The sequence below is a fragment of the Streptosporangium sp. NPDC051023 genome (assembly GCF_040689595.1).
Taxonomy (GTDB): Bacteria; Actinomycetota; Actinomycetes; order Streptosporangiales; family Streptosporangiaceae; genus Streptosporangium.
In genome coordinates this window covers 103,464-123,902 of the sequence record NZ_JBFBCE010000016.1, presented here as the reverse complement: position 1 = coordinate 123,902, position 20,439 = coordinate 103,464, and the positions used below count along the sequence as shown (strand labels likewise).

The following is a 20,439-nucleotide window of genomic DNA, read 5'->3' as shown; positions in this document are numbered from 1 at the left end:
GAGGGGAAGACGGCCGGGGCAGGAAGGTCAGGGCAGGAGGAGGAGTTTGCCGGTCGTGCGGCGGGCCTCCAGGTCCTCGTGGGCCTGGGCCGCCTCGGCCAGCGGGTAGCGCTTGGAGATGTGGACCTTGAGGTCGCCGGAGGCCACCCAGCCGAAGATGTCGGAGGCCCTCCAGGCCAGCTCGTCGCGGGTGGCGACGTAGGGGCCGAGGGCGGGGCGGGTCAGGAAGAGGGCGCCGCCCCTGGCGAGGGCCTGAGGGTCGACAGGCGGAACGGGGCCGCTGGCCTGGCCGTACAGGGCCATCATGCCGCGCGGGCGCAGTGAGGCGAGGCTCGCCTCGAAGGTGGCGGCGCCGACGCCGTCGTAGACGACGTGCACCCCGGAACCGGTCAGCTCGCGGACCGCGTCGGCGAAGCCGTCGTAGCGCAGGACCTCGTCCGCGCCCGCCTGGCGGGCCAGCGTTTCCTTCTCCTCCGTGGAGACCGTGCCGATCACCCGGGCGCCGCGCAGCTTCGCGATCTGGGTGAGCAGCAGGCCGACGCCTCCGGCCGCGGCGTGCACCAGCACGTCGTCGCCCGGTTTCACCTGGTAGGTCGAGTGGGTCAGGTAGTGGGCGGTCAGCCCCTGCAGGATCACGGCCGCCGCGACCTCCGCCGCGATCCCCTCGGGTACGGCCAGCAACTGGGAGGCGGGAACCACGGCCCGCGAGGCGTAGCTGCCCATCACGCCGGACCAGGCCACCGTGTCGCCGACGGAGACTCCCACGACGTCCTCGCCGACCGCGGCGACGGTTCCCGCGCCCTCGTTGCCGGGGACGAAGGGCAGGGAGAGCGGGTAGCGGCCGAGCCGGTGGTACACGTCGATGAAGTTCACGCCACTGGCGGCGACGTCGATCAGCACCTCACCGGGGTTCGGCTCCGGGTCGGGCTGCTGGTCGGTGTAGGTGAGGACCTCCGGGCCACCGGTTGCGGAGACCACTATGGCACGCATCGTGCTGAACTCCTTTTGCTCAGGCGGGTGCTTCGATCGTCCCCAACCTCTGACAGGTCACTCCCTGTTCCCGTCAGGGGACTTCGGTGAGGAGATCGTCTCGCGTGGGATGCCGTGCATGGTGAAGTTGTCGAACGAGGCCCTGAGCGTCGCCTCGCTCCTCTCGCCGACCCGGGCCAGCACGCCGACCTGCCCGTTGGACAGCGGGTTGGCGTCGAGGACGGTCCCGACCAGGTCGCCGTCGACCCACATGGTCAGCCGCACGCCGTCCGGGCCGCCCGCGCACTCGGCCTGCAGGCGCACCGGCCCGTTCTCGGAAACGTCGGCCTCGACGGGGCCGATCAGCTCGCCGCCACCGCTCTTCACGGTCTTGCGGATGCGGGCCGTGCCCTGGGTGTCCAGCAGGAACTCGTAGCGCGTCGCCTGGTAGTCGTCCTCGCCGCGGCAGAACAGCCCATACTCCCCCGGTCCGCTGCTGCCGCGGCGGACCCCGGCGTCGACGCCCAGCAGGAACCGGTCGGGGATGACCGGGGTGGGGCCGGACGAGGGGTCGGAGGTCGCGGGCGGGACGGCCAGGAAGCCCAGCGGCGCCTTCTTACGCCCCACGGGATGGTCGCCGTCGACGTCGACGGCGTAGAAGCCCTCGGGGGAGTAGCCGTACCTGTCGTCGGGGCCGTCGTAGACGCCGCCGTCCCAGCCGTTCCCGCTCTGGGTGAAGTCCTCCTGGTAGAGCAGGGGAAGCCCCCCGGGAGGGCCGCCGGAGGAGAGGGCGACATACAGGCCGGTTCCGCCGGTCAGCGCGACCAGGGCCGCGACCGTCGCCCCGACGACCGTCTTCCTCCTGCATCCGAACCGCCGCGCGGGCACTCCCGCGGGCGGGATCGTCTCGCCCGAGGGGGATTCGTACCCCGCTCCCGCCCACAGGGCCGTCCCCGAGGGAAGGGGAGCGGGGTACTGGAACGGCATCACGGGGGTCACCGAGGACGGCGCGGGAGGCGTGGGAGGCGTGGGAGGCGTGGTCAGGGGCGGGTTCTGCTGCCAGGCGGCCCACACCGAGTGGGCGGCCTGCTCCGGCGCGGCCGAGCGACCGACCAGGTGATCGAGGATCTGCTGGGAGGTCGGCCTGTCCCCGGAGGCCTTGGCGACGGCATGGCTCACCAGCTCGCGCAGTGGGTCCTCCATGCCCTCCAAGGCCGGTTCCGTGTTGAGCACCTGGTAAAGCACCGAGGGCAGGCTCTCCCCGCCGAACGGCGCCTTGCCGCTCGCCGCGAAGGCGACCAGGCAGCCCCAGGAGAAGACGTCGCACGCGGAGGAGACCGGCTCGCCCCGCAGCGCCTCGGGCGCCATGTAGCGGGGCGTGCCGAGGATCTCGCCGGTTCCGGTGATCCCGCCGAGCGTGTCCAGCGCGCGGGCGATGCCGAAGTCGATCACCCGGGGGCCGACCGGGGAGAGCAGCACGTTGGACGGTTTGAGGTCGCGGTGCACGACTCCGGCGCTGTGGATCGCGGCCAGCGCGGTCGCAACGCCGACCGCGAGCGCGTCGAGGCTGGAGCCGCGGAGCGGCCCTTCCGCCTGCACGGCCTCCTCCAGGTTGGGGCCCGCGACGTACTCGGTGACGACGTAGAGCTGGTCGCCGTCGAGCGCGGCCTCGATCACGGCGGCCGTGCAGAACCTGCGGACCCGCTGGGCGGCGTCGGCCTCGCGGCGGAAGCGCATCCTGAACTGATCGTGCCGGCTGTACTCGGGGTTGATGACCTTGATGGCGACCTGCTGCCCGTCGGGTGCCTCGCCGAGGTAGACCGTGCCCATCCCACCTCTGCCGAGCTGGCTGAGCACGCGGTATCGCCCTATGTAGAAGGATTCGCCCGCATTCAGATCGCTCACCGCCACACCTACCGCACGCACCGTTACATGAAGAGCTCAGCCTATCGAGATCTTGTCCGCGGCCAGCAGACGCAGCAGCTCCACGTCGATCTTTTCCAGGCTGTTCACGGACAGCACGCCGTACGGCACGGCAGGATCACCCGAGACGGACACCGCCCTGCACCCCGCGGCCAAGGCGGCGGCCAGGCCGACGGGACTGTCCTCGACGGCCACGCAGCGGGCGGGATCGACGCCCAGCTCGGCGGTCGCGCGCAGATAGGGATCCGGCGAGGGCTTGCCGCGGACGGTGTCCTCTGCGGCGACGACCAGACGGAACCGCGCCACCCCGACCGTGCGGAGCACGAGATCGACGATCCGCCGGGAGGAGGCGGTGACCAGGGCGGTCGGCACGCCCGCCGCGCCCAGGTCGTCCAGCAGCCGGATCGCGCCGGGCAGCGGGATCACCCCGCCCGCGATCCGTCTCGCGAACTCCTCGGTGAGCCGCGCGCTGACCCGGGCGACGCTCGTCTCGCCGGGGGCCACGGGTTCCCCGCCGATGGAGTGTGTGAGCGCCTCCTTTGGCCTGGCGGGTTCTCCACGGGGGGAGGTGGCCGGGCCGCCGGGGATCGGAGGGATCTCGGCCGGCGCGTCGCGGCTTCGCCGTACGAGGTGCACGAGGTGGGTGGCGGTGTGCTCGGCCGGGCGGCCGTGCACGTGCCCGGCGTCGACCTCGGCCGCCTCCAGGCCCAGCTCGGCCGCGACCGCGGCGCACGCCTGCCGCCACAGCCCCTCGGTGTCCACCACGGTGCCGTCCATGTCGAACAGGACGGCGTGCAGCTCAGCCGACACCGGCGGGGTCCTCTGAGCCCGTGACCTGCCGGTCGCCCTGGGCGGTGGCCGGCGCCGAGACGGCTGAGGCGCCCGTGGTGCCTGTGGTGTGCCGGGTGTGTTCGGCGACGAGGACTGGGCGCCGTACGAGGTCGAGCTCCACCCGGGTGCCGGGTGCCAGTCGTACCGCGTCGTGGCCCGGCACGTCGCTGAGGATCTCCAGCTCGCCCAGCTGCACCCGCAGTCGTGCCGAGGAACCGCGGAACGACGACGCCACGATCAGCGCTCCGCCCTCGGGGCTGGGGGTGACGGTCACGGCCTCGGGACGGACCAGCACGTCCACCTCGGGCGAGGCGGGCAGCGGGCCGTCGACGGGGAGCAGCAGGCCGAGGACCGTGACCTCCCTGCCGGAAAGGCGGCCGGGGATATGGTTCATCGTGCCGACGAACTCGGCCACGAACGGCGTCGCGGGCCGATCGTAGATCTCCGCGGGCGCGGCGCACTGCTCGAGCCGCCCCGCGCGCAGCACCGCGACCCGGTCGGCGACCGACAGCGCCTCCTCCTGGTCGTGGGTCACGAAGACGGTGGTGATGCCCAGGTCGAGCTGGAGCCGCCTGATCTCCTCCCTGAGCGTGACGCGGACCTTGGCGTCCAGCGCGGAGAGGGGCTCGTCCAGCAGGAGCACGCGGGGCTCCGGCGCCAGCGCCCTGGCCAGCGCGACGCGCTGCTGCTGGCCGCCGGACAGCTCGTGCGGGTAGCGCTCGCCGTGCGCCCCGAGCCCGACCAGCTCCAGCAGCTCGGCCGCCCTGGCGTTGCGCCTGGCGGCGGGCACCTTGCGGACCCGGAGCCCGAACGCCACGTTGTCGCGGGCGTTGAGGTTGGGGAACAGGCTGTAGGACTGGAAGACCATGCCCGCGTCCCTGCGGTTGGCCGGTCTGCGGGTGATGTCCTCCCCGTCCACGAGCACGGAGCCCTCGTCCGGGTGCTCGAAGCCCGCGACGCATCGCAGCGCCGTGGTCTTGCCGCAGCCGGACGGCCCGAGCAGGGCCATCAGCTCGCCGGGCGCGACGGTCAGGTCCAGGCCGTCCAGGGCGACGGTACGGCCGAACACGCGCCGCAGCCCCCGGAACTCGACACCGGCGGTCATGACGAACTCCTTCGTTTGGCGCCCGCACCGGACAGGACAAGCAGCAGCAACCAGATGATCAGCAGGCTCAGCAGCGAGACGGCGACGGAGAGCTGCCCCTCTGAGCCCGCGACCGTCACGATCCAGACCGGGAACGTCCGGTAGCCGAGCAGTGCGGCGACGGTGTACTCGCCGAGCACCAGCGCGAGGGTGAGGAACGAGGCGCCCGCGATGGCGGAGCGCAGGTTGGGGACGATCACCCGGAACACCACGTGCGGCCACGACGCGCCCAGGTTGCGGGCCGCCTCGACGAGGGTCCGCACGTCGATCGCGCGCAACCCGGCGTCCAGGGAGCGGTGGACGAACGGCAGCGCCAGCACCACGTAGGCCAGCACCAGCACGACGGGGAACGTCTCGTTCTGGATCGCGATCAGGGTCGCCCAGAACGGCGTCGCGGCCAGATAGTCGGGACCCCAGCGCAGCACCGTGCCGATCCCCGAGACGAACGTGATCGGCGGCACCACCAGCGGGAGCGTGCAGACAACCTCGAGCACCGGCCGCAGCCGGGGTGCGCCGAGCCGTACGGCCAGCATCGCCGGCAACGTGAGCCCGAGCACGACCGCGATCGTGACGGCGGCCAGCGCCAGCGACAGCAGCATGCTCGTCCCGAAGCCCTCCGCGGACAGGATCCGCCGGTAGGCGTCGAGGGAGAATCCCTGCCGCTCGTTGTGGACGGTGAACCAGAACGAGGTGCCCATCGGGACCAGGAAGTAGACCGCCGCGACCCCCAGCACCAGGCCGCGCCAGAGGCGCACCCGCCGCGGCCTGCCGGGGGAGACGGCACGCGGGGTGTCCAGGATCGGCGTCACCGCAACCATCGGGTGCTCCTCCTCTGCAGTGGCAGGTAGACCGCCATGACCAGGCCCGCGACGACGATCATGTCGAGGCTGAGCGCGAGCGCCATGTTCTCGTGCCCGATGAGCACGTTGCCGGTGAGGGCGTCCGCGATCTGCAGGGTGACCAGCGGGACCGTGCTGCCGGTCATCGCCGCGGCGGTCGCGTACGCGGCGAACGCGCCGCCGAACAGCAGCACGACCCCGCCGAGCAGCGAGGGGGCCAGCACCGGGACGCCGACGTACCGCCAGTACTGCCAGGCGGTCGCCCCGCTGTTGCTCGCCGCCTCCCGCCACTGCGTCTTCAGGCCGTCCAGGGCGGGCACCAGGACCAGCACCATCAGCGGCACGGAGAAGTACATGTAGACCAGGGCCAGGCCCCAGAAGCTGTAGAGGCTCCAGCCCGCTTCGCCGAGCCCGAGGGCGCTGGTGACCACCCCGGAGTTGCCCAGGGTCGCGACCCACAGGAACGCCAGCGGGACCCCGCCGAAGTTGGCCAGCACGCCCGAGGCGGACAGCACCGACTCGCGCAGCGCCCTGGACCGGGAGGTCACGACGGCCTGGGCGAGGAAGGCGCCCAGGACGGCGCCGAGCACCGCGACCACGGCGGACAGTTGCACGCTGCCGAGCAGGGTGGCGAGATAGTTGCCCCGCAGGCTCTCCGTCAGGTTGGCCGTACTCAGGGAGGAGATCCTGGTCCGTGGGTCCGTGACGGTGAACGCGCCCAGCAGCAGCGCGACCGCCGGGATCCCGAAAGCCAGCGCGACGAAGACCAGCAGGGGCACGACGGCGGGCCAGCTCGGGGGCAGGGCGCGCTTCGCCGCCCGCCCCCCTGCCCGGGCGCGGACGCCGTCCCCGGCCGCACCCGGGCCGGACGTGATCTCGGTCGCCATGGATCAGCCGCCGACGGCGGCGCCCCAGCCGGTGGCCAGAGCTTCCTTGGCCTTGGTGATCTGGGCGTCGGTCGGGAAGGTCGGCTCGCCCTCGACCGGGGGCAGGTTGGCCTCCGCGGCCTTGTCGACCGAGCCGTCCGCCTTCATCGCGGGCAGCAGCACCGGGCGGGCGAAGCCACCGAGGTAGAGGTTCTGGCCCTCGGCGCTGTAGAGGAACTCCTGCCAGAGGCGGGCGGCGGCGGGGTGCGGAGCGTCCTTGTTGATCGCCTGCGCGTAGAGCTGGAAGTACTTGCCGTCAGAGGGGATGACCGTCTTCCAGTCGAGGCCCTTGTCGGCGAGCTTGGGGGCGTAGGCGGCGTTGTTGTAGTCCCAGTCGATGCTGATCTGGGTCTCGCCCTTCTCGATGGTCGCGGGAGTCGTCTCGACCGGGTTGAAGTTGCCCGCGGTCTTCAGCTTCTTGAAGAACTCGAGGCCGGGCTGGATGTCGTCGAAGGAGCCGCCGTTCGACAGCGCCGCCGCGTAGACGCCCGCGAACGCCGAGCCCGACTTGGTCGGGTTGCCGTTCATCGCGACCTTGCCCTTGTACTCGGGCTTGAGCAGGTCGGCGAAGGTCTCAGGGCACTTGGTGATCTTCTTGGCGTCGCAGCCGATCGAGACGTAGCCGCCGTAGTCGTTGAACCACAGGCCGCTCGGCTCCTTCTGGTTGGCGGGGATCTTGTCCCACGCCTCGACCTTGTAGGGCGCGAACAGACCCTCCGCCGCGCCGCTGATGGCGAAGGACTGGCCGATGTCGAGCACGTCGGGAGCGCGGTCCTGGCCCTTGCGGGTCTTCACCGCGTTGATCTCGTCGGCGCTGGCGGCATCCGGGGTCTCGCTCTCGACCTCGATGCCGTACTTCGCCTTGAAGGCCTCGATGATCTTGCCGTAGTTGGCCCAGTCGGGCGGCAGGGCGATGACGTGGAGCTTGCCCTCCTGCTTCGCGGCCTCGACGAGCTTGTCCAGCCCGCCCAGGTCGGCCGCCGAGGTGGCGGTCCCGGCCGCCGCGCCCGCTCCGGAGGAGCTGTCCGAGGCGGCGGGAGCCGCGCCCGACGCGGTGTTCGACGGGGCCGCGGTTGTCGGGGCCGCTCCGCACGCCGTGGCGCCCGCGAGGAGGAGTGCGGCCAGGCCTGCGAAGCGGACGCGAGATGTGATCACGTTGTCTCCCGGAGGGGGTATCGCGCACTGTGCAGCGAAATTCAACGAACTTGTACAAACAAGCTAGACCCGATAGGTCGGCAGCCGGTTTCCGTCCGATGAACGCTCGACGTACGCCAGGGGAATGCATGAGCTGCGACTTCATGAGTCATTCACCCTTGTCTAGGGTGTGGGGGGCTGCGCTGTTCAGGTGTGCGCAGCACGGAAGTCCGTTGTTCGTGCGGGACAGGGTGTGAGGGGGCGGGCTTGAGGGGCGAGGCGAGCGTGAAGGACGAGTCGCGGGCGAACGCCGGAACGGCCCCGGAGAACTCCGGGGCGGGCGTGGCCGGCGGTGCCCTGATCGGTGTGGGGGGTGGTTCCGGGACGGCCTTCGCGGGAAACGCGGAAGCGGGCCGGAGAGGCGACCCCGAGGTGGCCGGGGGGAACGCGGAGGCGAACCCGAGGAACACGGCGCGTTATGTGGGGATCGCCGCCGAGCTGAGGGACGCGATCATGCGCGGTGAGTACGCCGTGGGCGCGCAGCTGCCCTCCGAGGCCGCGCTCGCCGCCCGCTTCAACGCCTCGCGCGGCACGGTGCGCCAGGCGGTGGCCGTACTCGCGGCCGAGGGTCTGGTCGGCTCCCGGCAGGGGGCCAGGCGCATCGTGGTCGGGCGCGAACGCAGCCAGAGCTTCGCCGAGCTGAACAGCTTCGCGCAGTGGGCGCACGCGATGGGCTACCGGGTCAGCGGCCAGGTGCTGGAACAGCGCCGCAGGGGCGCGGACGCGACCGAGGCGGTACGGTTGGCACTCCAGCCGGGCGACCAGGTGCTGTCGGTGCTGCGGCTGCGCTCCCTCGAGGGCGAGCCGGTGATGCTGGAGCGCACCGTCTACGCCGGGTGGATCGCCCCGGCCGTCGAACGGATCGCGCCGGACTGCGAGTCGATCACCCAGGCGCTCTACGAGAGCGTCGGGCTGGTCTTCGCCTACGGCGAGCACCTCATCGACGCGGTCGCCGCGGGGGTCGAGGACTCCCGGCTGCTGGTCGTACGGCGCGGCAGCCCGCTGCTGCGCCAGCGTCGGGTCACCACAACCCACGAGGGCCGCCCGGTCGAGTGGTCGGACGACCGCTACCGCGCGGGCAGCGTGACCTTCAGCATCCGCAACTCGGTTGACGCGAACCCACTCGTGCGACAGGTGGGAGACTTGCGCTCGGCGCCATAAGAACGTATGTTCGACGGGCTAGGCCCGCCTTCCCCCGGGTGCCATCTGTGAGCCGCGGGGAGAAGCGTCTTGAGCAGACTTTACGGTGATCCGATCGAGGTCTGGATCCGTGACGGTCAGCCGGTCCAGTTCGTCTGGCGCGACCGGCTGCACGCCGTCCGTCAGGTGCTCGACCAGTGGGTGGTCGCACGGGAGTGGTGGAAGACCTCGGAGCACGATCCCGGTGAACGCCGTTTCTGGAGGGTCGAGGCCGACCCCGGTGACCGGCTGGGCACCTATGAGCTCCGTTTCGACACCGCGGGCGAGGACTGGCTGCTGATGCGGGCATGGGACTGACGCCCTTCCTCACGCCCGCCCGCCCGGACACCTGTTCCGGCATCCGCGCGCACCGTCCGGCCGGACGCCTGTGGCCGTCGTTCACTGCCCGGCCGGATAGACCTGGTGCGTTGTGGGCCCATTGAAGACCTGGGAGGCGACCGGGCCCGCCCGTTGCCGGTCGCGGGCCCCCGCGGCCTGGATCCTGGTGATCTGCCGGACGGTCGCCGCGCACAGCAGGGCGGAGGCCACCACGGTCGCCAGCTCGACCGGGCCGAGGCCGGTGAGCTTGGAGTCTCCGTGCGGGGCGCCGAGCGGCAGCCGGGCCACGACGATGGCGAGCGTGGCCAGCCAGCTCAGCCACCAGGCGGCGAGCAGCGCGACCCAGCGGCCGTGCCGGTCGGCGGGCGGCCGGGAGGCCCACCAGAGGCGGTAGACCAGCACCGGCGGAAGGACCAGGTTGACCCCGGGGACGAACCACGCGGCCAGCACGGGCAGCGCGGGAGTCCAGGCGGGCAGCGCGCTCTGCCTGGCCTGGACCAGCCAGGTCAGGTAGGCCGCCGCGCCCGCCACGACGGTCACCGCGACCAACATGATCAGGATGGCGAAGACGGTCACCGCGCCGACGACGGCCTGCGCACCGGGGGCGTGGGGGTCGCCACCGAGCGCCGAAATCTCCCGGGCGAGCCGCCGTCCCCGGGCGTGCTCGAACACCACCAGGGCAGTGATCGCGATCACCTGGGCGCAGAGGGCCACGTGGACGGCTGTGGCTGATCTTCTCGGCGGAGACGAGACGAAGCGCATGTGTATCTCCCCCCGGCATGCGCTGAAGGACCTGCCCTTCTTCTATCCCGTCAGCCGCTTCGCTAATCAGCTCACCACACCGGACTCCCAGGCCCAGGCCGCAATCTCCACCCTGTTCCGCGCGCCGAGTTTCACCTGGATGCTCCCCAGGTGCGTCTTGATCGTCGAGAGTGAGACGAACAGCTCCGCGGCAACCTCCTGGTTGGTGCGTCCCCTGGCGACCAGGCGCACGACGTCCAGCTCGCGCTCGGTGAGCGGCTCGTTCGGCGGCCTGCCGCCGTTGGCGCGGGGATGCGCCAGGTGTTCGAGCAGCCGTACGGTCACCGAGGGCGAGACCAGCGCGTCCCCGGCCGCCGCCGCTCTGATCGCCTCGATCAGCAGCGTCGGCCCGCTGTCCTTGAGCAGGAATCCGGTGGCTCCGGCGCGCAACGCGCCGTAGACGTACTCGTCCAGGTCGAAGGTGGTGACGATGACCACCCGCATCGGCTCGCGCACCCCCGGTCCCGCCAGGATCCTGGTGGCCTCAAGGCCGTCCAGCTTCGGCATCCGGATGTCGAGCAGGCACACGTCGGGGCGGAGCCTGCGCGCGTGCTCCACCGCCTCCGCGCCGTTGGCGGCGGTCGCCACGACCTCCATGTCCGTCTGGGCGTCCAGGATCATCTGGAAACCGGTCCGCACGAGCTCCTGGTCGTCGGCGATGAGCACCCGAATCGTCACCCGGTCGATTCTGCCAGCCCGGCGCCGATGTCGGCCTTTCGGCCGATGCCGTGATCGGCGGATCGGGCCGGTCGGCCGATCCGCCGTGACCCCCCTTCGGGAGAGGGTCGTCGCCATGAGTGTTGTTCTCGAAGGAATCGGCCTGGTCAAGCGGTTCGGCCCGACCGTGGCACTGGGCGGGGTCGGCCTGACCCTCCACGCGGGCGAGGCGTTGGCGATCATGGGGCCGAGCGGGTCGGGCAAGTCGACCCTGCTGCATTGCCTGGCCGGGATCATGAAGCCGGACGCGGGCGAGGTCAATCTGCTCGGCAGGCGCATCGACGCGATGGGGGAGCGCCACCGCAGCGAGCTGCGCCGTACCCGGTTCGGGTTCGTCTTCCAGTTCGGACAGCTCCTGCCCGAACTCCCGGCGGAGGAGAACGTCGCGCTGCCCCTCATGCTCGGCGACGTCTCCAGGGGCGACGCCGTACGGCGAGCTCGTGAGTGGTTCGGCCCGCTGGGGCTCGGCGGCATGGAGGGGCGCAGGCCGGGTGAGCTGTCCGGAGGCCAGGCCCAGCGGGTCGCCATCGCCCGCGCGCTGGTCACCAAGCCCGCGGTGATCTTCGCCGACGAACCGACCGGCGCCCTCGACCAGGCGACGGGCCACGACACGATGCACCTTCTGGTCGAGGCGACCAAGCGCAACGGGGCCTCCCTGGTGGTCGTCACCCACGACCCCCAGGTGGCCCGCTGGTGCGACCGCGTCGTCGAGGTCCGCGACGGACAGATCATCCCCGGTGGGCACGGCACGCCGCCCTTCGCGGACCCGGACGTCCAGGAGCGGGGACAGGGCCGGTACGGCATACCGTTCCCCCTCTCCGGGGATGCCCATGATCCCGCCGCCGGGTGGGGCGCGGGCGACCCCGCAAGGGGCGAGGGGAGCGACGGAGCACGGTCACAGGAGACCCGGGTCCTTTCCGGGGAGACGACCGGGATCCTGCCGGAGGTGGCGGGGTGAGCGGGCTGATGGGCCTGGCCTGGCGGCTGCTGCGCGGCGGCGGTCGCCGAGGCCTGCTCGGCTCGGGGCTGACCATGGCCGCGGTCGCGGTCTCCACCGGGCTGCTGCTGTTCACCGTGACCGCGAACCTCGCCTTCCAGGGCAGGGCCGACCGTGGGGCGTGGCGCAACCCGGTCGCGGCCACCGGCGGCGCGGTCGCGATAGAGGCCGTGCACCTTGACTACGTGAACGAGCGGCCGATCACCGTCGTCGACGTGGCGGCGCTGGAGCCGGGGGCGCCCGCGCCGCCCGGCCTCGACAGGTTCCCCGCGCCGGGCGAGGTCTGGCTCTCCCCAGCGCTGGCCAGGCTCGCCGCCGAGCTTCCCGCCGACCGGCTCGCCGACCGGTTCCCCGGTAAGGGCGGCGGCAGGATCGGCGACCCGGGGCTCGTCCACCCGGAGGAACTGGTCGTCGTCCGCGGACAGGCTCCCGGCTCCCCGGCGCTGGCCGAGGGGCTGCGGGCCGGCGGGCCGGACGACATCGCCCCCACGAAGATCTCCGGCTTCGCCGGGAAGAGGACGGACGACGCGATCGGCTACCAGATCCTGGCGCTGATCGCGAGTGTTCTCATGGTCGTGCCGCTGCTGGTGTTCGGCGGGGCGGCGGCGAGGCTCACCGTGGCCCGCAGGGACCAGCGCCTGGCGGCGCTGCGGCTGGTTGGGGCGACCCCGGGGCAGGTGGTCGCGATGACCGTCGCCGAGGCGATGATCACGGCGTTCGGCGGGGCGGTGCTCGGCACGGCCCTGTACTTTCTGGCGACTCCGCTGCTCACCGGGATCGAGATCCAGGGGGGTTCCTGGTTCGTCTCCGACATGTGGCCGGGGGTGCTCGCCGTACTCGCCGTGCTGGTGGCCGTGCCGCTGCTCGTCGGCCTGTCCGCGGTGATCGGCCTGCGCCGGGTCGTGGTCAGCCCGCTCGGCGTCGCCAGACGCGAGACGCCGCCCGCGATGCGTTTCATCAGGGTGGTCGCGCTGCTGGCGATTCTCGCCGTGGTTCCGACCCTCGGGGCCGGGGTCGGCATCGGCGTGGTCGTGACCATCCTGAGTCTGGCCTTCCTCGCGATCAACCTGGTCGGCCCGTGGGTGGTCGGCATGCTCGGCCGGATCGTCGCGGCGACGGCCAGGCGCCCCGCCGGGCTACTGGCCGGACGCCGCATGATCGACGACCCCAGGGCCGCGTGGCGGACCGTGAGCGGGGTGGCCATGACCGGGTTCGTGGCCGGGTTCATCGGCCTGCTCAGCCCCAGTAGCGCCCTGCTCACCCAGGGGAACGCCTCGGACCTGCGGCTTTCCGTCCCCTCCGCCAAGGTGGCCGAGATCACGACGCAGGCGCGCGGACGCCTCTCCACCGCGGGCGTGCGGGCCGAGGTCACCGTCCGTGACCGGGGGGCGGGCCCCTCGCCCCGCAAGCGCGACGCCGCGGCGGCGGTGCTCGTCGTCTCCCTCCGCGAGCACGACGTCGTGTCGGTCGACAGGGCGCGCACCGCGCTCGACGGGCTGGTACCCGGACGCAGCGCGACCACGGCCGCGGACGACGACCGCTCCGGATTCCGGATCCTGGGCGACATCGGCACCGGAACGGTCGTCGTGCTCACCGTCTCGTTCCTGGTGGCGATCGCGAGCGCCGGGATCACCGCGGCCTCCTCGATCCTGGACCGCAGGCAGACCTACGCCCTGCTCCGCCTGGCGGGCACCCCGCTGAAGGTGCTCGACGCGGCCCGCCGCGCGGAGACGCTCATCCCGCTGACCGTCATGGGCGGCGGCGCGATCGCGATCGGCATGTTCTGCGCGCTCCCGTTCGCGTTGTCCGTGATGAACGTCTCCGGCGCGGTCACGCTGCTCGTCTGTGTCGCGCTCGGCTTCGCCGGGGTGATCGGGGCGGGAGCGGCGAGCGGGCCGCTCCTACGCTCGGTCACGGCGAACCCCGCACCCCGTCCGGACTAGGGATTCCTATTTAACAAGTAGGGAAAGTTGTAAATATGGCGACGGGTCGTTACGGTAGGACGCACGGAGACCCCGGTTGGTGAAGGTGTCGCGGGGCCGGGCCCACGCGGCGGGCGCAGACCTTCCAACCGGGCGTCCTCCGTGGACGGGGGCGGCGTCTCACGGCCACGGACGCCGCTCGCCAAGGCGGAGCCAGCGGTCAGGAGGCCCCCTCGCCCGCTGGCTCCGCTTTGGGGGCCTGCCGGTAAAAGACCTAGGAGCGAATCGATGGCGATCCGTGTCGGGGTGCACGTCGACAATCCCTCGCTGTTCTTCCTGTCCCACCTCGACCATCTGCTCGACGGGATCGAGGTCCACCGCTACACCGACGCTGACCGCACCGACCGGCTTCTGGCCGACGGGGTCATCGACTTCGGCGGCACCGGCTCGACGCTTCCGCTGATCGCGCAGGCGGGGCGAGTGCCGATCGCCTATGTGGCCGTCTCCGCGCCGCGGCACGGCCACGGCGCGCTGCTGGTGGCCAAGAACGGTCCGATCATGACCGTGGCCGACCTGCGGGACCAGCCGGTCTCGCTGCGCGTCGGCTCGTGGCAGACCCACTTCCTGGCCAAGGTGCTCGCCGACGCCGGGCTCTCCTACCAGGACATCGAGCCCAGGCCCGCCGCCTCTGAGGCCCGCCTCTGGCTGCGCGACGGTGTGGTCTCCGGCTGGGTCGCCCAGGGCGCCGAGCTGGTCGAGGCCGAGCGCGCGGGACACTTCGCCAGGCTCTCCGGCACGGCCGGAGTCGTCGCGGACCGCTCGGTGTTCCTCACGCGCAGGAGCCTCGCCGAGTCGGCGCCGGAGGAACTGGCCGTGGTCGTGCGGGCGCTGCGCGAGGCCGACAGGTGGGCCGCGGAACACCCCGTTGAGGCCGCCAGGCTGGTCGTCGAGGCCGTGGGCGGCTCGATCGACTCGTGGGCGACCGCGCTCAGACGGCTTCCATGGACTCTGGAGCCGGTGACCGACGTGTTCGCCGCCGAGCAGCAGGACGCCGCCGACGTGCTGTACGACGCGGGGTTCCTGGCCGCGCGCGTCGACGCGCGGGCGGCGGTCGTGCCCTCTCTCAACCGGGTCGTGGCCGCCGAACTGCACGGGGTCGCGGTCTGACCCGTCCGGTGTCCGGTACGGCCCGCGTGGCGCGGGCGGCGCTCGGAAGGGCGCGGGCCGTACCGGATGTTCTTCGGGCGTTCCCGCGACCTCGGCGCGGCACCCCTCCGGGGCGGTCGTGCCCGTTGGAACACGTTCTACCCGGGCTGACCTGGGAAGAGGTGTCGATATCCGGCCTTCTGGGAAGCGTGAGTTTGTGCTTAACGCTGTCCGCAGGCTCATATGCCTGGTCCTGCTGTCCACCCTCGGAGCCTCGGGCCTGGCACCCGTGGTGGCGCAGGCGGCCGAACGGCCCAACATCGTGTTCATCCTCGTCGACGACCAGGAGGCAGGAGATCTGCAGAAGTTCCCGAACATCTGGAACGAGCTCGCCCGCGCCGGCACCACTTTTGACCGGTTCTTCGTCACGAACTCGTGGTGCTGCCCGTCCCGCTCGTCGATCCTGCGCTCCCAGTACGTCCACAGCCACGGCGTGCTGACGAACACGGGCCCCGAGGGCGGGTTCGCCAAGTTCTACAACACGGCTCTGGAGCGTTCCACGCTCGGCACCTGGATGAAGGCGGCCGGTTACCGCACCGGGCTGATGGGCAAGTACCTCAACCACTATCCCGGCGGGGCCGCGGAGCCCACCTACGTGCCGCAGGGCTGGGACGAGTGGGACGTGCCGGTGCGCAGTCTCTACCAGGAATACGACTACACGCTCAACGAGAACGGCCTGCTGAAGGACTACGGCTCCGCCGAAACCGACTACCTGGTCGACGTCCTGTCCCAGAAGGCGAACACGTTCGTCTCCCAGGCGGGCGCCGAGCCGTTCTTCCTGTACCTCGCCCCCGTCGCCCCGCACAACCCGTCCAACTACGCGGCCCGCCACCGCGACGCCTTCGCGGGCGCGATCGCCCCGAGAACCCCCTCCTTCGACCAGGAGGACGTCAGCGCGGAGCCTCGCTGGCTGAGCTCGCGGGAGAGGTTCAGCGAAAGGACGATCGCGGGCATCGACGAGCGTTACCGCCGCAGGCTCAGGGCCATGCTCGGCGTGGACGACATGGTCGGTTCCTTGGTCGAGACTTTGCGTGCCACCGGCAAGCTCGACAACACCTACCTGTTCTTCGCCTCCGATAACGGGTTCCACCTGGGCCAGCACCGGCTCGCCCAGGGCAAGACGACCCCCTTCGACGAGTCCATCAGGGTGCCGCTCCTGGTCAGGGGGCCGGGAATCCCGGCGGGCGGCGTCGTCCGCGACCTGGCCGCGAACGTGGACCTCGCCCCGACCTTCGCCCAGCTCGGGAGCGCCGGGCTGCCGGACTTCGCCGAGGGCCGCTCGCTGCTCCCGCTGCTGCACGGACAGATCCCGCCCTCGTGGCGGCGGAACGTCCTGCTGGAGTTCTACCGCCCGACCAACCCGAGCTCGGCCCGCCAGACGCCGGTCCCCGCCTACCAGGGCATGCGGACGGCCCAATACACCTTCGTCCGCTACTCGACCGGCGAGTACCAGCTCTACGACGACGACAGGGACCCCAGCCAGCTCGACAACCTCGCCGCCAAAGTCTCGCCCGCGGTGATCGCCGAGTTCAATCGGCAGCTCGACGCCCTGGCCGCCTGTTCCGGGCCGACCTGCCGCTCCGCCGACTCCGTCCAGCCGCCCTCGCTCGCCCCTCCGTCGTCCGTCCCGTCCTCCCCACCCTCCCCGGCCGTCTCGCGCCACTCGTGACACCCTGGGCGACGCCAGGCCCGGTCGTGCCGCGATCATGGCTGTGATCGGATCTATTGCGGAAGGAGTGCCGTGCGCGTCGCCCTTTTCATCACCTGCGTGAACGACACGTTGTTCCCCGAAACCGGGCGGGCGGTCGTGACGCTGCTGCGCCGCCTCGGGTGTGACGTCGAGTTCCCCCCGGCGCAGACCTGCTGTGGCCAGATGCACCTCAACACGGGATACCCACGGGAGGGGGAGCGCCTCGCGCGGCACTTCGCCGACGTCTTCGCCGGATACGACGCGGTCGTCGTGCCGTCCGGATCATGCGCGGCGATGGTCCGCGAGCAGTACCCGAAGCTGGCCCGCCGGCCTCCGGAACCGGTCCGCGTTCCCTCTGTCCCCGTTCCCTCCGTCCCTCCTGCCCAGGATCGGGCGCTCCCGTCCGGCCCCGCCCCCGCCGCCCCCGCCGCCCCCGCCGCCCCCGCGGTCCCCGCGGTTTTCGCCGACGAGGTCGCCGAGATGGTGCCGAGGGTCCACGAGCTCTCCGAGTTCCTGGTGGATGTCCTCGGTGTCACCGACGTCGGCGCTTATTTCCCACACCGGGTGACCTACCACCCGACCTGTCACTCCCTGCGTGGCCTGCGCCTGGGCGACCGCCCGACCCGGCTGCTCGAGCGGGTCAGGGGCCTGGAACTGGTGCCGCTCCCCGCCGCGGACGAGTGCTGCGGCTTCGGCGGCACCTTCGCGGTGAAGAACCCCGCGGTCTCCGCCGCCATGTGCGCGGACAAGGTGCGCAACGTCACCGCGACCGGGGCCGAGGTGCTCTGCGCGGCGGACAACTCCTGCCTGATGCACATCGGCGGCACCCTCGGGCGCCAGCGCGCCGGGGTCAGGACCATGCACCTCGCCGAGATCCTCGCGGCCACGGAGGGCACCCGATGACCGGACGCGTCACGTTCCTGGGCATGCCCGCCTTCCCGGTGAACGCGGCGGCGGCCGTACAGGACTCCCAGCTCAGGTTCAACCTCCGCAAGGCGACCCACACGATCCGCGGCAAGCGGGCCTCGGTCGTGGCCGAGCTGCCCGACTGGGCAGAGCTCAGGGCGGCGGGCAGAGAGATCAAGGACCACACGCTGCGCAACCTGGAGCGCTATCTCCTCCAGCTCGAGGCGGCCGTCACCGGGGCGGGCGGGCACGTCCACTGGGCGGCCGACGCGCAGGAGGCGAACCGGATCGTCGCCGGGCTGGTCAGGGCGACGGGCGAGAGCAGCGTGGTGAAGGTCAAGTCGATGGCGACCCAGGAGATCGGGCTCAACGAGGCCCTCGCCGCCGAGGGGATCACCGCGTACGAGACCGACCTGGCCGAGCTGATCGTGCAGCTCGGCGACGACTGGCCCTCGCACATCCTGGTCCCCGCGATCCACCGCAACCGCTCGGAGATCCGCGAGATCTTCCAGGAGAAGATGGCGGACTGGGGGCGCGCGGCACCGGAGGGGCTGACCGACGAGCCGCAGGCCCTCGCCGAGGCCGCTCGCCTCCACCTGCGGGAACGGTTCCTGTCGACCAAGGTCGCGATCTCCGGCGCCAACTTCATGATCGCTGAGACCGGCACGCTGGTGGTGCTGGAGTCGGAGGGCAACGGCCGGATGTGCCTGACCCTGCCGGAGACACTGATCAGCGTGGTCGGCATCGAGAAGCTGCTGCCGAGCTGGCGGGACCTGGAGGTCTTCCTGCAGTTGCTGCCCAGGAGCTCGACCGGCGAGCGGATGAACCCCTACACCTCGACCTGGACGGGCGCGACGGAGGGGCAGGAGTTCCACCTGGTCCTGCTCGACAACGGCCGCACCGGAGTCCTCGCCGACGAGGTGGGCAGGCAGGCGCTGCGCTGCATCCGCTGCTCGGCCTGCCTGAACGTCTGCCCCGTCTACGAGCGCGCGGGAGGGCACGCGTACGGCTCCGTCTATCCCGGCCCCATCGGCGCGATCCTCACCCCGCAGCTTCGCGGCATGGCCTCGGAGCTGGACGCCTCCCTGCCCTACGCCTCGACGCTCTGCGGCGCCTGTTTCGATGCATGCCCGGTCGCCATCGACATCCCCGAGGTCCTGGTCCACCTGCGGGGCAGGGCCCGCCACCCGCGCGCCGAGCGCCTGGGCATGCGCGCGGCGGGCTGGGTTCTCGACCGCGGGGAACGGCTGGCACGCGCGGGGCGCCTGGCCGGACGCCTGCGCCGGTTCGTTCCCCGGCGTCTGCCGGGGCCGTTGTCCGCCTGGACCGACACCCGTGACATCCCCGACATCCCCGCCGAGTCCTTCCGCGACTGGTGGAACCGCACGGACGGAGGCACCCGATGAACGGCCAGGGCGGCGGCAGGGAGCTGATTCTGTCGAGGATCCGCGCCGCCGTGGCCGCCGCGCCCGACGTCGAGATCACCCGCGCCTACCGCACGTCCCGCCCGTCGCAGGACCGTGCGGGCGTGGTCGAGTTGTTCGCCGAGCGGGTCGCCGACTACCGGGCCGTCGTGCACGTGGTCGACGAGGACGGCGTGGCCACGACGATCGGGACCGCGCTGGCCCTGCGGGGCGTGACCAGGCCGATCGTCCCCGCAGGCCTGCCCGGGGAGTGGATGCCCGCGGAGGCGCTCACCGACGACCCGGTGCTGGGCCCGGCGGAGCTCGACGCCGCGGGGGGCGTGGTCACCGGCTGCGCCGTGGCGATCGCGGAGACCGGAACGATCGTGCTGGACACGGGGCCGGGCCAGGGGCGCAGGGCGCTGACCCTGGTGCCCGACTACCACCTGTGCGTGGTGCGGGCCGGGCAGATCGTGGCGGGGGTGCCGCAGGCCCTCGCCGTGCTCGACCCGTCCCGCCCGCTGACCTGGATCAGCGGTCCCTCGGCGACCAGCGACATCGAGCTGAACCGCGTCGAGGGCGTGCACGGCCCGCGCACCCTGGAGGTGGTGGTCGTCCGCTGATCTCCCGGCGGGCGCGCCCGGGTTGCGCCGGCGCTGCCCCATGGGATGAGCTTGGCGGCACCCATTCCCCGGCATTTCCCGGCAGGGAGAGCGCGTGACAGCCTTCGCACCCGATCCGTCCGTCACGACAGAACGGCTTCTGCTCCGTCCCTTCGCCCCCTCCGACGCGCGCAGGATCCGCGCCGTGGTCGAGGCAGGTGACCTCTTCCTCCCGCCGGGCGCGCCAGGACGTCCCTCGGGCGTCCCCAGATGGCTCGCCCAGGGTGTGCACGAGTTGCGCCGTTCCGGCCAGGGCACGCATCTGGCCATGGAGGCGGACGGGCTCGTCGTGGGAGCGATCAGCCTGTTCAAGACCCAGTGGGGCACGGGGACCACGGAGGTGGGGTACGGCGTGCACCCGCTGCACCGGGGACGGGGCTACGCGCCTGAGGCCGTACGCGCCCTGGCCCGCTGGACGTTCGAGAGCACGGGCCTGCGTCGGATCGAGCTTCGCGCCAACGTGGACAACACCGCGTCCCTCCGGGTGGCGGAGAAGGCCGGGTTTGTCAGGGAGGGAGTGCTGCGCGCCGCCGCGATGGAGGACGACGGCCCCCACGACGTCGTGGTGTTCGGCCTGCTCAGGAGCGATCTGGCCGGAGGGCGAGGACATGGGTGAGCGCCTTGGGCGTGGGCCGGCCCCCGGTCACCCTTCCGGCGCAACCCGCTCACTCCGCGCGGGGAGGGATCCACCCGCGCTCTCCGTGAGGCGCCCGGCTGGTTCGATGCCGTTCGTGCCATATCCGATGTGATTTATGGTTTCGTTACCTGTCCATGTCGAGTCGTTATCGGAT

General features: G+C 71.9%; 19 protein-coding genes. 10 read left to right on the top strand and 9 right to left on the bottom strand.

The window, feature by feature from the left end:
• Window positions 1–27: 27 nt before the first annotated feature.
• Genes AB0395_RS13535 through AB0395_RS13505 form a run of 7 tightly spaced genes read right to left on the bottom strand, consistent with a single transcriptional unit; the run spans window position 28 to window position 7,787 of the window.
• Window positions 28–990: a quinone oxidoreductase gene (locus tag AB0395_RS13535; RefSeq protein ID WP_366280378.1), complete on the bottom strand. Its 963-nt coding sequence runs from the start codon at window positions 988–990 to the stop codon at window positions 28–30.
• Between the two features lie 57 nt (window positions 991–1,047).
• Window positions 1,048–2,874 (bottom strand): serine/threonine-protein kinase, encoded by a 1,827-nt coding sequence (locus AB0395_RS13530; protein ID WP_366280376.1) that lies wholly within the window; start codon window positions 2,872–2,874, stop codon window positions 1,048–1,050.
• Window positions 2,875–2,910: 36 nt separating this feature from the next.
• Window positions 2,911–3,702 carry an HAD family phosphatase gene (locus AB0395_RS13525; RefSeq protein WP_366280374.1) on the bottom strand — a complete coding sequence of 264 codons (792 nt, stop codon included), beginning with the start codon at window positions 3,700–3,702 and terminating at the stop codon, window positions 2,911–2,913.
• Window positions 3,692–4,828: an ABC transporter ATP-binding protein gene (locus AB0395_RS13520; RefSeq protein ID WP_366280373.1), complete on the bottom strand. Its 1,137-nt coding sequence runs from the start codon at window positions 4,826–4,828 to the stop codon at window positions 3,692–3,694. Before AB0395_RS13520 ends, AB0395_RS13525 begins: the two co-directional genes overlap by 11 nt.
• On the bottom strand, window positions 4,825–5,685 hold the full coding sequence (locus AB0395_RS13515; RefSeq protein WP_366280371.1) for an ABC transporter permease subunit: 861 nt from the start codon (window positions 5,683–5,685) through the stop codon (window positions 4,825–4,827). Before AB0395_RS13515 ends, AB0395_RS13520 begins: the two co-directional genes overlap by 4 nt.
• A complete protein-coding gene (locus AB0395_RS13510; RefSeq protein WP_366280369.1) occupies window positions 5,673–6,593 on the bottom strand; it encodes an ABC transporter permease subunit in 921 nt (306 codons plus the stop codon). The genes AB0395_RS13515 and AB0395_RS13510 overlap by 13 nt, the downstream gene beginning before the upstream one ends.
• Before the next feature lie 3 nt (window positions 6,594–6,596).
• The gene (locus AB0395_RS13505; RefSeq protein ID WP_366280367.1) at window positions 6,597–7,787 is read right to left on the bottom strand and encodes an extracellular solute-binding protein; all 1,191 of its coding nucleotides are present in this window, start codon (window positions 7,785–7,787) and stop codon (window positions 6,597–6,599) included.
• 246 nt (window positions 7,788–8,033) lie between these two features.
• Here AB0395_RS13505 and AB0395_RS13500 point away from each other — a divergent pair, with 246 nt between their 5' ends.
• Together AB0395_RS13500 and AB0395_RS13495 are read left to right on the top strand one after the other, a co-directional pair.
• Window positions 8,034–8,987 (top strand): GntR family transcriptional regulator, encoded by a 954-nt coding sequence (locus AB0395_RS13500; protein ID WP_366280365.1) that lies wholly within the window; start codon window positions 8,034–8,036, stop codon window positions 8,985–8,987.
• A gap of 69 nt (window positions 8,988–9,056) precedes the next feature.
• A complete protein-coding gene (locus AB0395_RS13495) occupies window positions 9,057–9,323 on the top strand; it encodes a DUF6504 family protein (protein WP_366280364.1) in 267 nt (88 codons plus the stop codon).
• Window positions 9,324–9,404: 81 nt separating this feature from the next.
• Here the strand turns inward: AB0395_RS13495 and AB0395_RS13490 are convergent, their stop codons facing one another.
• Both AB0395_RS13490 and AB0395_RS13485 read right to left on the bottom strand, forming a co-directional pair.
• Window positions 9,405–10,106, bottom strand: coding sequence for a DUF4328 domain-containing protein (locus tag AB0395_RS13490; protein WP_366280362.1), 702 nt, complete (start codon window positions 10,104–10,106; stop codon window positions 9,405–9,407).
• Between the two features lie 66 nt (window positions 10,107–10,172).
• Window positions 10,173–10,823, bottom strand: a complete 651-nt coding sequence (locus AB0395_RS13485; protein ID WP_366280360.1) for a response regulator transcription factor — start codon at window positions 10,821–10,823, stop codon at window positions 10,173–10,175.
• Between the two features lie 115 nt (window positions 10,824–10,938).
• Here AB0395_RS13485 and AB0395_RS13480 point away from each other — a divergent pair, with 115 nt between their 5' ends.
• The 8 genes from AB0395_RS13480 to AB0395_RS13445 all read left to right on the top strand — a co-directional run bounded on the left by AB0395_RS13480 (window position 10,939) and on the right by AB0395_RS13445 (window position 20,264).
• A complete protein-coding gene (locus AB0395_RS13480) occupies window positions 10,939–11,820 on the top strand; it encodes an ABC transporter ATP-binding protein (protein ID WP_366280358.1) in 882 nt (293 codons plus the stop codon).
• Window positions 11,817–13,802, top strand: coding sequence for an FtsX-like permease family protein (locus AB0395_RS13475; RefSeq protein WP_366280357.1), 1,986 nt, complete (start codon window positions 11,817–11,819; stop codon window positions 13,800–13,802). Before AB0395_RS13480 ends, AB0395_RS13475 begins: the two co-directional genes overlap by 4 nt.
• A 267-nt stretch (window positions 13,803–14,069) precedes the next feature.
• Window positions 14,070–14,948 carry an ABC transporter substrate-binding protein gene (locus tag AB0395_RS13470; RefSeq protein WP_366280355.1) on the top strand — a complete coding sequence of 293 codons (879 nt, stop codon included), beginning with the start codon at window positions 14,070–14,072 and terminating at the stop codon, window positions 14,946–14,948.
• A gap of 196 nt (window positions 14,949–15,144) precedes the next feature.
• Window positions 15,145–16,656 (top strand): sulfatase, encoded by a 1,512-nt coding sequence (locus AB0395_RS13465; RefSeq protein ID WP_366280354.1) that lies wholly within the window; start codon window positions 15,145–15,147, stop codon window positions 16,654–16,656.
• Between the two features lie 72 nt (window positions 16,657–16,728).
• Entirely contained in the window at window positions 16,729–17,580 is an 852-nt protein-coding gene (locus tag AB0395_RS13460) for a (Fe-S)-binding protein (RefSeq protein ID WP_366280352.1), read from the top strand.
• Entirely contained in the window at window positions 17,577–18,989 is a 1,413-nt protein-coding gene (locus tag AB0395_RS13455) for a lactate utilization protein B (protein ID WP_366280350.1), read from the top strand. The genes AB0395_RS13460 and AB0395_RS13455 overlap by 4 nt, the downstream gene beginning before the upstream one ends.
• Entirely contained in the window at window positions 18,986–19,609 is a 624-nt protein-coding gene (locus tag AB0395_RS13450; protein WP_366280348.1) for an LUD domain-containing protein, read from the top strand. The genes AB0395_RS13455 and AB0395_RS13450 overlap by 4 nt, the downstream gene beginning before the upstream one ends.
• A gap of 94 nt (window positions 19,610–19,703) precedes the next feature.
• Window positions 19,704–20,264, top strand: a complete 561-nt coding sequence (locus tag AB0395_RS13445) for a GNAT family protein (protein WP_366280347.1) — start codon at window positions 19,704–19,706, stop codon at window positions 20,262–20,264.
• Window positions 20,265–20,439: the final 175 nt, after the last annotated feature.

What these genes read in the sequence shown, in the direction of transcription:
- AB0395_RS13520 (WP_366280373.1), bottom strand. Translation starts at nt 4,828, where the DNA reads ATGACCGCCGGTGTCGAGTTCCGGGGGCTGCGGCGCGTGTTCGGCCGT.
- AB0395_RS13455 (WP_366280350.1), top strand. Translation starts at nt 17,577, where the DNA reads ATGACCGGACGCGTCACGTTCCTGGGCATGCCCGCCTTCCCGGTGAAC.
- AB0395_RS13515 (WP_366280371.1), bottom strand. Translation starts at nt 5,685, where the DNA reads ATGGTTGCGGTGACGCCGATCCTGGACACCCCGCGTGCCGTCTCCCCC.
- AB0395_RS13480 (WP_366280358.1), top strand. Translation starts at nt 10,939, where the DNA reads ATGAGTGTTGTTCTCGAAGGAATCGGCCTGGTCAAGCGGTTCGGCCCG.
- AB0395_RS13490 (WP_366280362.1), bottom strand. Translation starts at nt 10,106, where the DNA reads ATGCGCTTCGTCTCGTCTCCGCCGAGAAGATCAGCCACAGCCGTCCAC.
- AB0395_RS13510 (WP_366280369.1), bottom strand. Translation starts at nt 6,593, where the DNA reads ATGGCGACCGAGATCACGTCCGGCCCGGGTGCGGCCGGGGACGGCGTC.
- AB0395_RS13470 (WP_366280355.1), top strand. Translation starts at nt 14,070, where the DNA reads ATGGCGATCCGTGTCGGGGTGCACGTCGACAATCCCTCGCTGTTCTTC.
- AB0395_RS13535 (WP_366280378.1), bottom strand. Translation starts at nt 990, where the DNA reads ATGCGTGCCATAGTGGTCTCCGCAACCGGTGGCCCGGAGGTCCTCACC.
- AB0395_RS13450 (WP_366280348.1), top strand. Translation starts at nt 18,986, where the DNA reads ATGAACGGCCAGGGCGGCGGCAGGGAGCTGATTCTGTCGAGGATCCGC.